Origin of the sequence: Streptomyces hamibioticus, assembly GCF_047946815.1 — a bacterium.
Taxonomy (GTDB): domain Bacteria; phylum Actinomycetota; class Actinomycetes; order Streptomycetales; family Streptomycetaceae; genus Streptomyces.
Map to the genome: position 1 here is coordinate 4,114,147 of NZ_JBKKQY010000001.1, position 12,784 is coordinate 4,126,930.

At 74.0% G+C, this 12,784-nt stretch carries 8 protein-coding genes; 3 read left to right on the top strand and 5 right to left on the bottom strand.

Features of this window, described 5'->3' with window-relative positions; genetic code table 11:
* Positions 1–31: 31 nt before the first annotated feature.
* Both ACLGIH_RS18585 and ACLGIH_RS18590 read right to left on the bottom strand, forming a co-directional pair.
* On the bottom strand, positions 32–544 hold the full coding sequence (locus tag ACLGIH_RS18585; RefSeq protein ID WP_416526361.1) for a DUF2771 domain-containing protein: 513 nt from the start codon (positions 542–544) through the stop codon (positions 32–34).
* Positions 545–603: 59 nt separating this feature from the next.
* Positions 604–1,992 (bottom strand): MFS transporter, encoded by a 1,389-nt coding sequence (locus ACLGIH_RS18590; protein WP_416526362.1) that lies wholly within the window; start codon positions 1,990–1,992, stop codon positions 604–606.
* A gap of 319 nt (positions 1,993–2,311) precedes the next feature.
* Between ACLGIH_RS18590 and ACLGIH_RS18595 the strand changes: the two genes are divergently transcribed.
* Positions 2,312–3,238, top strand: a complete 927-nt coding sequence (locus ACLGIH_RS18595; RefSeq protein WP_416526363.1) for a DUF3027 domain-containing protein — start codon at positions 2,312–2,314, stop codon at positions 3,236–3,238.
* A gap of 168 nt (positions 3,239–3,406) precedes the next feature.
* Positions 3,407–6,571 carry a sacsin N-terminal ATP-binding-like domain-containing protein gene (locus ACLGIH_RS18600; protein ID WP_416526364.1) on the top strand — a complete coding sequence of 1,055 codons (3,165 nt, stop codon included), beginning with the start codon at positions 3,407–3,409 and terminating at the stop codon, positions 6,569–6,571.
* Positions 6,572–6,586: 15 nt separating this feature from the next.
* On the opposite strand, the gene ACLGIH_RS18605 is transcribed toward ACLGIH_RS18600, so the two are convergent.
* The 3 genes from ACLGIH_RS18605 to ACLGIH_RS18615 all read right to left on the bottom strand — a co-directional run bounded on the left by ACLGIH_RS18605 (position 6,587) and on the right by ACLGIH_RS18615 (position 11,151).
* Complete coding sequence (locus ACLGIH_RS18605; protein WP_416526365.1) at positions 6,587–8,200, bottom strand: serine/threonine-protein kinase; 1,614 nt, start codon at positions 8,198–8,200, stop codon at positions 6,587–6,589.
* 97 nt (positions 8,201–8,297) lie between these two features.
* The gene (locus ACLGIH_RS18610; RefSeq protein ID WP_416526366.1) at positions 8,298–10,691 is read right to left on the bottom strand and encodes an HAD-IC family P-type ATPase; all 2,394 of its coding nucleotides are present in this window, start codon (positions 10,689–10,691) and stop codon (positions 8,298–8,300) included.
* A gap of 208 nt (positions 10,692–10,899) precedes the next feature.
* Positions 10,900–11,151, bottom strand: a complete 252-nt coding sequence (locus ACLGIH_RS18615) for a DUF2530 domain-containing protein (RefSeq protein WP_416526367.1) — start codon at positions 11,149–11,151, stop codon at positions 10,900–10,902.
* A 167-nt stretch (positions 11,152–11,318) separates the two neighbouring features.
* Here ACLGIH_RS18615 and ACLGIH_RS18620 point away from each other — a divergent pair, with 167 nt between their 5' ends.
* On the top strand, positions 11,319–12,770 hold the full coding sequence (locus ACLGIH_RS18620; RefSeq protein ID WP_416526368.1) for an NCS2 family permease: 1,452 nt from the start codon (positions 11,319–11,321) through the stop codon (positions 12,768–12,770).
* Positions 12,771–12,784: the final 14 nt, after the last annotated feature.

The following is a 12,784-nucleotide window of genomic DNA, read 5'->3' on the forward strand; positions in this document are numbered from 1 at the left end:
CCCGGGAACGCCGGGGACGCCGAGGGCGCGGTCAGCTGTCCTTCTTCAGCTCGAAGACCCACAGTCCGGTGACGGCCTGGCTGTTCTCCTTGCCGTCGCGGGCCGCGATGGCCACGCTCGTGGAGTCGCCCTGGGCGCCGTACTGGACGTTGAAGAACACGCTGCCCGGGACCGTGCGGTAGGTCTTGCCGCTGTCCTCGACCAGCTGCTGACCGTTCATCAGGATGGTCCAGCGGTCGTCGGCGACCTCGGGGTCGACGCCGAAGCGGACGGTCTCGTCCGCGTCGACGGTGATCGTCTCGGCGTCCTTGGTGCGGAGGCACTTGTTGATCTCGGCCTCCTTCAGGACTTCGCCCTCGCCGCCGCAGGTGGCCTCGGCGCTGACCGAGGAGCTGCCGACGGTGATGGTCGCCATGGGGGTCGGCCGGTCACAGGCCGACAGGACGAGCAGTCCGGCGGATACGGCGCCGGCGGCGGCGACGGCGCGGCGGCGTCGCACAACGCGGTGTTGATCGGCGGCTGCGCCGCGGGGCAACGTGGTCATGGCCGAAGGCTATCGGGCACGCCCCGCCCGCCTCCCACCTGGGTACGGCGTGCCGTACGTCACGCCACCCTCGGCCGGGCCCCGCCCTGCCGCGCCGAGCCGATCAGCCCCCGTACGGTGGACAGCCAGCCGGACCCGACGATCACGGCGCCCACCGCCAGGCCCAGGGTGCCGTTCAGCGGCAGCGCGATGCCGATCGCGCCGCCGAGCACCCAGGACATCTGCAGCAGCGTCTCCGACCGGGCGAACGCCGAGGTGCGCACCAGCTCCGGCACGTCCCGCTGGATCAGCGCGTCCAGGGAGAGCTTGGCCAGTGCCTGCGCGAACCCGGCGACCGCGGCCAGGCACGCCACCACGACCGGGCTGAACAGGACGGCCGCGGTGATCGCCGCGCCCAGCACACAGGCCACGACCGTCACGATGATGATCTCCGGCGCCCGGGAGCGGAGCCACGCCCCCACCGCCGTGCCGAGCGCGTTGCCCGTACCGGCCGCCACGCCCACGATGCCCAGGGACACGGCCGCGCTCTGGCCGCTCATGGGGTGCTCGCGCAGCAGGAACGCCAGGAAGAAGATCAGGAAGCCGGACAGCGCCCGGATGGCGGCGTTCGCGCCGAGCGCGTGCGTCACCGCCCTGCCGACCGTGCGCAGCCCGGGGCGCTTGACGGGCTTCAGATGCGGTCCGTGCAGATGGTGCTCGTCGGCGGCGAGCAGCGCCCCCTCCTCGCCCCGGGCCGAGTCGACCTTCGGCGGCAGGGTGAAGGACAGGAACGTTCCGGCGATGAAGATCACGAAGGCGCCGTACAGCGGCCAGCGCGGCCCGACCTGCTGGAGCCCCACGCCGACCGGTGCCGCGACGCCGGTGGCCAGCAGCCCGCAGAGGGTGACCCGCGAGTTTGCCTTGACCAGGGAGAAGCCGGGCGGCAGCAGCCGGGGCACGACGGCGCTCCGGACCACGCCGTACGCCTTCGACGCCACCAGTACGCCCAGCGCGGCCGGGTACAGCTCGATGCTGCCGTTGATCACCGCCCCGGACAGCACCAGCGCGAGCAGCGCCCGGGCCAGCATCGCGCCCGCCATCGCCGCGCGCCGCCCGTGCGGGACGCGGTCCAGCAGCGGGCCGATGACCGGGGCGAGCAGCGTGAAGGGCGCCATGGTGACGGCGAGGTAGAGCGCCACCCGGCCCCTCGCCTCGTCCGTCGGCACCGAGAAGAACACGGTCGAGGCCAGCGCGACCGTGATCATGACGTCGCCGGCGCCGTTCACCCCGTGCAGTTCGATCAGTTTGCCCAGGCCCGACTCGCCGGCGCCGTGCGCGTGCGTCGCCCTGCGGATGCCGCGCGCGGTCCCGGTCACCGGCAGGCGCAGCGCGCGGCCGACCCCGCGGAAACGTCCGGCGCCCTTGGCCCGGCCCCCGCCCTTCTTGAATTCCGTCCGTGCGGCTGCCACCCCGTCATAGTGCCCCGACAGGCGGCGGTATAGCGCCGTTGCGCCTCGGATGAGCTGATCGAGTCGGGTGAGGAGGACCTCGGACCGCGTGGGGAAACTCCCGTCGGTGTAGGCCCAGCGCAGTCGAGCAGGTAGCGTGCGTAGCGCGCCGTGGCGAACGTTCTCGGCCGCGCGCCTTACGGCCATCCCGCAGAATGGATGACGTAGGTGCGCCCGAGCGCGATCGGGCGCGGACGTCGACGCGGTCCCCGGGTCCGCTCCGTCCGCCCTCCGCCGGCAGGCGCACTCGTGAGACGGCGTATGGAGAGAAGCGATACCTGTGAGCGCAGCGACAACGCGAAGCCGCACCCCTGACCGCCTGTGCGCCGAGGCGGTCGACCTCGCCCGGGCCGCGGCCGAGGAGGCCGCCGCACCCGGAGTCGTCGGCGAGCACACGGGGCTGGTCTCGGAGGGCGACCGCGTCGTCACGCACTTCTTCGCCTGCAAGGAACTCGGGTACCGCGGCTGGCGCTGGGCCGTGACCGTGGCCCGCGCCTCCCGCGCCAAGATCGTCACGGTGGACGAGGCGGCCCTGCTGCCCGGCCCCGACGCCGTCCTCGCCCCCGAGTGGGTGCCGTGGAGCGAGCGGCTGCGCCCCGGCGACATGGGTCCCGGCGACCTCCTGCCCACCGACGCCGACGACCTGCGCCTGGAGCCCGGCTGGAGCGGCGAGGACGAGCCGCCGCCGAACTCCGCCGTCTCCCGGGAGATGGCCGACCTGGTCGAGGCCGAGGACGCCGAGGTCACCTCCGGCCCGCCCGCCGAACTGCCCACGGCCCCGTCCCGCGGCTCGATCACGGCGGTCGCCGACGAGCTGGGCATGCGCCGTGCCCGGGTGCTGTCCCGCTACGGCCTGCACACCGCCGCCGACCGCTGGGAGGAGGCGTACGGCTCCAAGACGGCGATGGCCCAGGCGGCACCCGCGTCCTGCGCCTCCTGCGGCTTCCTGGTCCCCATCGGCGGCTCGCTGGGCCAGGCCTTCGGCGTGTGCGCCAACGAGTTCTCCCCGGCCGACGGCCGCGTGGTCTCCCTGGGCTACGGCTGCGGCGGCCACTCCGAGGCGGCGGTCATGCCCAGGCCCCCGCAGCCGGCTCCGCCGGTGATCGACGAGACCCGGGTGGACCCGTTCCCGCTGCGGCCGGCCTCGGATTCCGGGTCGGTCCCGGTGGTGGAGGACGAGTCGTCGGCGGAGCTGGGGCACTCGTAGCCCCCGGCGGGGCTGAGGTCGTCAACGCCGGGCGGGCTCTGCCGGCCCGTCCGGGGGGGCGCGGCCCCCGGGGACGCGGGCCACGGCGAACCGGCACCCGGCAACGGCGCGGCAGCGCGCGGTACCTTCGACCTCACGCCGATCGGGGCCGATGAGGAGAGTGTGAACGTGAGCAAGTTCGTGCGGCCCGCAGCCGAGGGTGCGGACCCCTTCGGGACCGCCCGTCTCAGGCGGGGAGTGCTCGACGCCTGGGCCACCAGTCCCGCCCGGTTCCGCGAGGACGCCAACGCCGAGGAGGACCTCGTCCTCGGCGGCTACCGGGACCGGCTGGTCGTGGAGCTGGCCCAGAACGCCGCCGACGCCGCCGCCCGCGCCGGCGTGCCCGGCCGGCTCCGGCTCACCCTGCGCGACGGCGTCCTGGTCGCCGCCAACACCGGCGCCCCGCTCGACGCGGCCGGCGTCGAGTCGCTGTCCACGCTGCGCGCCTCCGCCAAGCGGGAGTCGGACACCCCGTCGGTCGGCCGGTTCGGCGTCGGCTTCGCCGCCGTCCTCGCCGTCACCGACGAGCCCGCCGTCGTCGGCCGGCACGGCGGCGTGCGCTGGTCGCTGGCCGAGGCCCGCGACCTGGCCGCCGACACCGCCCGGCACAGCCCCGGCCTGGGCGACGAGATCCGCCGCCGCGACGGCCACGTCCCGCTGCTGCGGCTGCCGTACGCCGCCGAGGGCACCGCCCCCGACCCGTACGACACCGCCGTCATCCTCCCGCTGCGCGACACGCCCGCCGCCGACCTCGCCGAACGCCTCCTGAACGCCGTCGACGACGCCCTGCTCCTCGCCCTGCCGGGGCTGGAGGAGGTGGTGATCGAGACGGACCGCACGGCGGACGTCCGTACCCTGCGCCGCCGCACCGAGGGCGGGCTGACCGTCGTCGAGGACTCGCGGGACGGCACCAGCCGGTGGCGCAGCTCCGCCGCACACGGGCCGCTCACCCCGGACCTGCTCGCCGACCGCCCGGTCGAGGAGCGGCTGCGCCCCCACTGGTCGGTCACCTGGGCCGTCCCCGTCGACACCGACGGTGCCCCGCTGCGCCCGCGGACCAGCCCCGTCGTGCACGCGCCCACCCCCAGCGACGAGCCCCTCGGCGTCCCCGCCCTGCTCATCGCCTCCTTCCCGCTGGACTCCACCCGCCGGCACGCCGCCCCCGGGCCGCTCACCGACTTCCTGGTGCAGCGCGCGGCGGACGCCTACGCCGGGCTGCTCGCCGAGTGGCATCCGGTGACCGCCCGGATCATCGACCTCGTGCCCGGCCCGCTCGGGAAGGGCGAACTGGACGGCGCGCTGCGCCGGGCGATCCTCGACCGTCTCCCGCGCACCTCCTTCCTGCCGCCGGCCGCCGAGCCGGCCGGTGACGACGACGACCCCGGGCTGCCCGAGTCGCTCCGGCCCCGCGACGCCGAGGTGGTCGAGGGCGCCGGGGCCGACACGGTGCGGGTCCTCGCCGAGGTGCTGCCCACCCTGCTGCCGGCCGGCCTGGAGCGGCGCGTGGAGCTGCGCACGCTGGGTGTCGCGCGGGTGCCGCTCACCGACGCGATCGACCGGCTGGCGGGGCTGGACAAGGCACCCGAGTGGTGGCGACGGCTGTACGACAGCCTGGCCGGTGTCGACCCCGACCGGCTGTCCGGGCTGCCGGTTCCGCTGGCCGGGGACACCTCCCGGGCGTTCGGCGCCGGGGGAGGGCGGACGACCATCGGGCCCCGGCAGGTCCTGCTGCCCACCCCGGACGCCGCCGCCATCGACCCGGAGCTGCTCTCCCGCCTGGGCCTGAAGGTCGCCCACCCGGACGCCGCCCACCCGCTGCTGGAGAAGCTCGGCGCCCTCCCGGCGACCCCGCGCGCCGTGCTCACCACCCCGCAGATCCGGGCCGCCGTGGCCGCCTCCCTCGACGACGGGGGCGGCATGGGCTGGGAGGAGGACTCCCTCGACGCCGAGGAACTGGCCGACACGGTCCTCGGACTGGTCCGGGACGCCGCGCTCGACCCGGGCGAGGAGCCCTGGCTGGGCGCGCTCGCGCTGCCCGACGAGGACGGCGAGCTGTCCCCGGCGGGCGAACTGGTCTTCCCCGGCGGCCCCTTCGCCCAGGTCATGCGCGAGGGCGAACTCGCCGCCGTGGACGCGGAGCTGGCCGAGCGGTGGGGACCGGAGCCGCTCGCCGCCTGCGGGGTGCTGGTCGACTTCACCCTCGTACGGGCCACGGACGTCGTCCTGGACCCGGACGAACTGGAGCCCCGCGAGGGCGACTTCGCCGAACCGGACGACGCCGGCCTGCTGGACGCCGTCGACGTGTGGTGCGAGGACATCCTCGACCGCTTCCCCGACACGCCCGTCCCGCCGGTCGCCACCGAGATCGTCGCCGTACGCGACCTGGACCTGGTGGACGACGGCAAGTGGGCCAAGGCCCTCGCCCTGCTGTCGCGGCCCCCGTTGCGCGACGCCCTCGTCCAGCCCGTGCGCATGCTGCTGCCCGACGGCACCCATGAAGTCGTACGGCCGTACACCGCCTGGTGGCTGCGCGGGCACCCGGTGCTCGACGGCCGCCGCCCCGCCGGGCTGCGGGTGGCCGGCGGCGACCCGCTGCTGCGCGGCCTGTACGACGAGGCCGACGCCACCGGCTTCGACGACGAGCAGGTGCTGCGCGCACTCGGCGTGCGCACCTCCGTCGCCGCGCTCCTCGACGAGCCGGGCGGCGCGGCCGAGCTGCTGGACCGTCTCGCCGACCCCGGCCGGCCGGTCACCGCCGCCCAGCTGCACGCCCTCTACGGCGCGCTGGCCGACCTCGACCCGGAGCAGGTGACGCTGCCGGACGAGCTCCGGGCCGTCGTCGACGGCCGGGTCGAGGTGGTGGACGCCGCCGACGCGGTGGTCGTCGACTCGCCCGACCTGCTGCCCTTCACCGGCGGGGTCCCGCTGCTGCCGGTGCGGCCGGGCCGGGCCGCCGAACTGGCCGAGCTGTTCCAGGTGCGGCGGCTGAGCGAGTCCGTCACCGGCGAGGTCTCCTCCGAGGGCACCGAGCACGACGTGCCGGAGGCGGTACGGGTGCTGCTCGGCGCGCGGACCCCGGCGTCGTACGTCGAGCACGGGGAACTGGTCGTCGACGGCGTGGAGATCGACTGGCGGCTCACCGACGACGGCGTGCTGCACGCCGCGACCCTGGAGGGCGTCGCCGCGGGCCTCGCCTGGGCGGCCGGCCAGTGGCCCCGCCGCTTCGAGGTGGCGGCCCTCCTGGAGGATCCGTCCCGGACGGAGGAACTGGCCCGCGACCGCTGGTTCGACTGAGCCGCCCCGAGGGCCTCAGACGCCCTCGCGGCGGGCCCGCATCCAGCGCCCGACGGTGGTGGGCAGCAGGTAGAAGGTGCCGAGCGAGCCCAGCGCCAGGAACAGTTCCAGGGAGCTGAGCGCCGTACCGGTCAGCTCCTGGAACAGGGACGGCTTCTGCCGGACGCGTACCTCCAGGAGGTCGTCGTCGTACGCGCCTGCCGCGAACCAGGTCTGCAGGGTCAGCAGCGCCACGACGGTCCAGTAGGCCTGGGCGGCGCGGAACCAGCGCCCGGCGTCCGCGCGGCTGCCGGGCGTCGCCAGCAGGCATGCCAGGCCCGTCAGACCCACCGCCACCAGCAGCCGGACCCAGCCGAAGAAGGTGGGCAGGGCGAGGGCGATCAGCAGCGAGGCGAGGGTGACGGGCGCCAGCCACGCCAGCCCGATGAGCGGGCGTCCGAGGACGCCGTCGTGCATCCAGTCCGTGGACCGCGGATACGGATCCGGCCCCGGGCGGGTGCCCGGCGGCGTCCGGGGCGCCCCGGGCGGCGGGGGAGTGCCCCCAGGCGGCGGGGGTGTGGCCCCGGCCGGGGGAGGTGTGCTCCTCGGCGGTGGGGGCGTGGCCCCGGGGCGCGGGGGTGCCGTCCGGGGCGGCGGGGGTGCCGCGGGACCGGGGCCCCGGTCGCCCGGGCCCTGGGTGGGTGCGTCGTGGAACGAGGGGCCGGGACCGTGCGCGGCGGCCGGGTCGGGTTCGGTGGGCGGCGGCGCCTGCCCCCGGTGGGCGTCCGCGTCGCCGTCCCGCTCCGCCTCCAGGTTCAGCAGTTCCTCCGAGCGGCGTGCGATGAGGGACACCACGGGGGCGGGAAGCCAGGCGTCGGTGGTGGTGTCGCGCGCGGCGGCCTGCACCACCAGCTGTGCCGCGTCCGGCCTGCGGGCGGGGTCGGCGTCCAGGCAGTGCTGGACCAGCATGGTCAGCGCCGGTTCGGCGGGGAGCTGACCGGACAGCGTGCCGCGGTGCGGCACTTCGCCGCCGGCTGCGAAGGCCAGGGTCAGCCCGAAGCTGTAGACGTCGCTGGCGGGCGTGACGGGCTCCCCGTAGGCCTGCTCGGGCGACATGTAGACCGGCGTGCCGATGCGGGCGCCGCTGACCGTGAGCGCGGTGTCCAGGGCCGCGTGCACGACGCCGAAGTCGATGAGCCGGGGGCCCGCCGCCGACAGCAGCACGTTGGAGGGCTTGAGGTCCCGGTGGACCAGGCCGTGCCGGTGCACGTGCTCCAGCGTCCGGGCCAGGTCGGCCGCGAACCGCCAGAGCGCCTCGGGCGGCAGCGGGCCGAAGGTGTCGACGGCCTCCTGCAACGAGGGGCCCGGCACGTACTCCGCCGCGTACCAGGGATGCCGTTCGTCGACGCCCGCGTCCACCACCGGCACCGTACCGGCGCCGCCGATCCGCCGGACGACCTCCACCTCGCGCCGGAACCGCTCCCGGAAGCCGGGCACGGCCGCCATGTCGGGGTGGATGAACTTCAGCGCCACCGAGCGTCCGCCGGCGTTCCGCGCGAAGTAGACGCGGCCCATCCCGCCCTCGCCGAGCCGTCCGAGAACGCGGTACCGGCCCACCCGGCGTGGGTCCCGTGCGTCCAGTGCCTCCATCGACCCGTCCCCCGCTCCGTGCCGGTCATGAACAACTCGGCATTGTCGCAAGCAGGTTGCCCGGCGGGCGAACCCGCCCCCCGTCTCCGGCGGAGCGTCACGCGGGGAACCGGCGGTCCACCCACCGCCACAGCAGCTCCAGCGTGCCCGCCGCCAGTACCGCGATGCCGACCGCGATCCACGGCATCGTCACGCCGACCAGCTTCAGCGCGAAGAAGTCCTGCAGCCACGGCACCGCCAGCACCACCAGGAACGCCGCCCCCATCGCCGCGACCAGGACGACCCGCCACCAGGTGTAGGGGCGGGCGATGATCGCCAGCACCCACATGGAGATCAGGAACAGCGTCAGGGTGGCCACGCTGGTCTCCGCGTCCAGCGCCCCGGGCCCGCTGTAGTGGCCGCGCGCCACCAGATACGTCGCGAAGGTCGCCGTCGCGGCCACCACCCCGCCGGGGATCGCGTACCGCATCACGCGCCGGACGAAGTGCGGTCTGGCCCGCTCCTTGTTGGGGGCGAGGGCCAGGAAGAAGGCCGGGACGCCGATGGTGAGAGTGGACAGCAGGGTCAGGTGGCGGGGCAGGAACGGGTACTCCACCTGCGAGCAGACCACCAGGATCGCCAGCAGCACCGAGTACACGGTCTTGACCAGGAACAGCGTCGCGACCCGGGTGATGTTCCCGATGACCCGGCGGCCCTCGGCGACCACCGACGGCAGCGTCGCGAAGCTGTTGTTCAGCAGCACGATCTGGGCGACCGCCCGGGTGGCCTCCGAGCCGGAGCCCATCGCCACCCCGATGTCGGCGTCCTTCAGCGCGAGGACGTCGTTCACCCCGTCGCCGGTCATCGCGACCGTGTGCCCGCGCGACTGGAGGGCGCCCACCATGTCCCGCTTCTGCTGCGGGGTGACCCGCCCGAACACCGTGGCCTCGTCCAGCGCGGCGGCCATCCGGTCCGGCTCGGCGGGCAGCCGGCGCGCGTCCACCGTGCCGCCGCGCAGCCCCAGTTTGGCGGCCACCGCGCCGACCGAGACGGCGTTGTCGCCGGAGATGACCTTGGCCCGGACGTTCTGGTCGGCGAAGTAGCGCAGGGTGTCGGCGGCGTCGGGCCGCAGCCGCTGCTCCAGCACCACCAGCGCGGTGGGCTCGGCCCCCTCGGCGGCCTCCGGGTCGTCCAGCTCGCGCCGGACCCGGGCGAGCAGCAGGACACGCAGGCCCCGCTCGTTGAGGCGGCCGGTCTCGGCGAGGGCGGGGTCGTCGTCGGCCAGCAGCACGTCCGGCGCGCCCAGCAGCCACGTGCTGGACTCGCCGTCGCCCTCGCTGAAGGCGGCCCCGCTGTACTTGCGGGCGGAGGAGAAGGGCAGGGACTCGGTGCAGCGCCAGTCGTCGGTGTCCGGACAGGCCTCGATGATCGCCTGGAGGGAGGCGTTCGGCCGCGGGTCGGACTCGCCGAGCGCGCCGAGCACCTGCCGTACGTACCTCTCGTCGCCGCCGTTGAGCAGGCGCAGCTCGGTGAGGTCCATGCCGCCCTCGGTCAGCGTGCCGGTCTTGTCCAGGCACACCGTGTCGACGCGGGCGAGGCCCTCGATGGCGGGCAGCTCCTGCACCAGGCACTGCTTCCGGCCGAGCCGGATCACGCCGATCGCGAAGGCGACGGAGGTGAGCAGCACCAGGCCCTCCGGGACCATGGGCACGATGCCGCCGGCGGTGCGGGCGACGGAGTCCTTCAGCTCGTTGTCCTTGGCCACCAGCTGGCTGATGATCAGGCCGATCGCGGTCGGGACCATCATCCAGGTGACGTACTTCAGGATCGTGGAGATGCCGGAGCGCAGCTCGGAGTGGACGAGCGTGAACCGGGACGCCTCCTCGGCGAGCTGCGCGGCGTACGCCTCCCGCCCGACCTTGGTCGCCCGGAACGCTCCGCCGCCGGCCACCACGAAGCTGCCCGACATCACCTGGTCCCCGGGCCGCTTGACCACGGGGTCGGCCTCACCGGTCAGCAGCGACTCGTCGATCTCCAGCCCGTCCGACTCGACGCACACCCCGTCGACCACGACCTTGTCGCCGGGCCCGGCCTCGATCACGTCGTCCAGCACGATCTCCGAGGTGCCGACCTCGGTGGCCGTACCGTCCCGCCGCACCGTCGGCCGCACCTCGCCGATCAGCGCGAGTGAGTCGAGGGTCTTCTTCGCCCGCCACTCCTGGATGATGCCGATGCCCGTGTTGGCGAGGATCACGAACCCGAACAGGCTGTCCTGGATCGGAGCGACGATCAGCATGATCACCCAGAGCACGCCGATGATCGCGTTGAACCGGGTGAAGACGTTGGCGCGGACGATGTCGGCCATCGACCGGCTGCTGCGCACCGGTACGTCGTTGACCTGTCCGCGCGCGATCCGTTCGGCGACCTGGGCGGCGGTCAGCCCGGTGGCCGGGGAGGGGCCGGACGAGGGGTGGACAGGGTCGAGTGAGGCGCCCGTGTCGAGGTGCGTCATGCGTTCGACGGTACGTGCGGTCCGGGGGCTTCACCCGCCGGCCGGGGGAAAGATCCGACCTCGGGAGGACGGGCGCCGGTGAGGCGTGCCGCCCGGGTACGACGGCTGTGGCACCACGGTCCTACGGCTGTGACACCACGGTCCTACGGCCGTGGCACCACAGTCCCGCGGCCGTGGCCACAGTGCTGCGGCGACTCGCCCGGCGGTGCTACGACGTCTGCCGGGACCGCTTGATCGCCGCGTCCCGCCTGCGGACGTACCAGATGCCGATCAGGCCGAGCCCCCCGCCCGCCAGACAGGTCCACAGCCACCAGGTGAGTCCGCGGTCGTCGAACCAGCCGTAGAAGGGCAGCTGCGCCAGGAAGAGGACGAACCACACGAGGGTGCCGCCGGTGATGGTGGCGACCACGGGGCCCTCCAGGGGCTCCGGCGCCTCGTGCGTTGGGGTCCACTTCGCCATGGCCACAGCTTACAAACGCCGGCTGGCTCCCGGACGCGGCCGCTCTACGCGCGGAGATGGCAATCCGTCGCTCATACGTTCATACTGAATCCGTTTGTCTCTGACCACTTCTGTTCGTAGAAAACACCAAGAGGCCGTGGGGGAGCCTGTTGGTGATGAGGACTCGCATGCCCACCTCGGCCACCGCCAAGGTCCCCACTCCCGAGCAGCCCGAGGACCGTCCCCCGCACGGCGCCCTCGACCGCTATTTCAAGATCTCCGAACGCGGCAGCACCGTCGCCCGTGAGATCCGCGGCGGCTTCGCCACCTTCTTCGCGATGGCCTACATCATCGTGCTGAACCCGATCATCCTCGGCAGCGCGAAGGACATGTACGGCAACCAGCTCGACAACGGGCAGCTGGTCACCGCGACGGCCCTGACGGCGGCGTTCACCACGTTGCTGATGGGCGTCATCGGCAATGTGCCGATCGCGCTCGCCGCCGGTCTCGGCGTCAACTCCGTCGTCGCCCTCCAGCTCGCGCCCCGGATGTCCTGGCCGGACGCCATGGGCATGGTCGTGCTGGCCGGTTTCGTGGTGATGCTGCTGGTCGCCACGGGCCTGCGCGAGCGGGTGATGAACGCCGTGCCCTACAGCCTGCGCAAGGCCATCGCCATCGGCATCGGCCTGTTCATCATGCTGATCGGTCTGGTCGACTCCGGCTTCGTCTCCCGCATCCCGGACGCCGCCCAGACCACCGTGCCGCTCCAGCTCGGCGCCGACGGCCACCTGGGCGGCTGGCCGGTGCTGATCTTCGTGCTCGGCGTGCTGCTGACGCTGGCGCTGCTGGTGCGCAGGACGCCCGGCGCGATCCTGATCTCGATCGTCGTGATGACGGTCGTCGCCGTGATCATCCACGCCGTCGCCGATGTGCCCTCCTGGGGCCTGACGACTCCGCAGTGGCCCGGCAATCCGGTCGCCAGTCCGGACTTCTCCCTGGTGGGCCAGGTCAGCCTGTTCGGCGGCTTCGAGAAGGTCGGCATGCTGACCGGCACCCTGTTCGTCTTCACCGTCCTGCTGTCGACCTTCTTCGACGCCATGGGCACGATCATGGGCGTCAGCGACGAGGCGAAGCTGACCGACGCCCAGGGGCAGATGCCCGGCATCAACAAGGTCCTCTTCGTCGACGGCATCGCGGTCGCGGCGGGCGGTGCCAGCTCGGCGTCGGCCACCACCTGCTTCGTGGAGTCCACGGCCGGCGTCGGCGAGGGCGCCCGCACGGGCCTGGCCAACATCGTCACCGGCGGACTGTTCGGAGTGGCCCTGCTCCTCACGCCGATCGCCACCATGGTGCCGTCCCAGGCGGCCACCCCGGCGCTGGTCGCGGTGGGCTTCCTGATCCTGTCCCACGCGGTCAAGGAGATCGACTGGGCGGACTACACGCTCGCCATCCCGGCCTTCGTGACGATGCTGATGATGCCGTTCACCTACTCGATCACCAACGGCATCGGCATGGGCTTCATCACCTTCTCGCTGCTCCGGCTGGCGGCCGGGCGGGGCCGGGAGGTGCCGGCGGCGATGTACGCGGTGTCGGCGGTGTTCGCCTTCTACTACCTGATGCCGGCCCTGGGCCTGACCTGAGCCTTCCCCGGGGG